General features: G+C 63.7%; 1 protein-coding gene. It reads right to left on the bottom strand.

The window, feature by feature from the left end; genetic code table 11:
- Entirely contained in the window at window positions 1–1,176 is a 1,176-nt protein-coding gene (tuf, locus tag AYK65_RS06800; protein ID WP_026612446.1) for an elongation factor Tu, read from the bottom strand.

The following is a 1,176-nucleotide window of genomic DNA, read 5'->3' as shown; positions in this document are numbered from 1 at the left end:
TTACTTGATGATCGAGGCGACGATGCCGGCGCCGACGGTGCGGCCGCCTTCGCGGATGGCGAAGCGCAGCTTCTCTTCCATCGCGATCGGCACGATCAGCTCGACGTCAACCGTCACGTTGTCGCCCGGCATCACCATTTCCGTGCCTTCCGGCAGCGTCACGATGCCGGTCACGTCCGTCGTGCGGAAGTAGAACTGCGGACGGTAGTTGGTGAAGAACGGCGTGTGACGGCCACCCTCTTCCTTCGTCAGGATGTAGGCTTCCGCCTTGAACTTCGTGTGCGGCGTCACCGAACCCGGCTTGCACAGGATCTGGCCGCGCTCGACGCCGTTGCGGTCGACACCGCGCAGCAGCGCGCCGATGTTGTCGCCGGCCTGGCCCTGGTCGAGCAGCTTGCGGAACATCTCGACGCCCGTGCAGGTCGTCTTCGTCGTCGGACGGATGCCGACGATCTCGACTTCCTCACCGACCTTGATGATGCCGCGCTCGACGCGGCCGGTCACGACCGTACCGCGGCCCGAGATCGAGAACACGTCTTCGATCGGCATCAGGAACGGCTGGTCGATCGGACGCTCCGGCGTCGGGATGTAGGCGTCAACCGCTGCCATCAGCTCGCGGATCGCGTCTTCGCCGATCTTCTTGTCGGAATCTTCAAGCGCGGCGAGCGCCGAACCCTTGATGATCGGAATGTCGTCGCCCGGGAATTCGTAGGACGACAGCAGTTCGCGCACTTCCAGCTCGACGAGCTCGAGCAGTTCGGCGTCGTCGACCTGGTCGACCTTGTTCAAGAACACGACGATCGCCGGAACGCCGACCTGGCGGGCGAGCAGGATGTGTTCGCGCGTCTGCGGCATCGGCCCGTCGGCGGCCGAAACGACGAGAATCGCGCCGTCCATCTGCGCCGCACCGGTGATCATGTTCTTGACGTAGTCGGCGTGGCCGGGGCAGTCGACATGCGCATAGTGGCGGTTCGGCGTCTCGTATTCGACGTGCGCCGTCGAGATGGTGATGCCGCGCGCCTTTTCTTCCGGCGCCGCGTCGATCTGGTCATACGCCTTGAACTCGCCGAAATACTTCGTGATCGCCGCCGTCAGCGACGTCTTGCCATGGTCAACGTGGCCAATCGTGCCAATGTTGACGTGCGGCTTGTTGCGCTCGAATTTGCTCTTTGCCAT

This window comes from Ensifer aridi (assembly GCF_002078505.1).
Taxonomy (GTDB): domain Bacteria; phylum Pseudomonadota; class Alphaproteobacteria; order Rhizobiales; family Rhizobiaceae; genus Sinorhizobium; species Sinorhizobium aridi.
The sequence above is the reverse complement of the archived record's forward strand: the minus strand, read 5'-3'. Positions and strand labels throughout refer to the sequence as shown.

What these genes read in the sequence shown, in the direction of transcription:
- tuf (WP_026612446.1), bottom strand. Translation starts at nt 1,176, where the DNA reads ATGGCAAAGAGCAAATTCGAGCGCAACAAGCCGCACGTCAACATTGGC.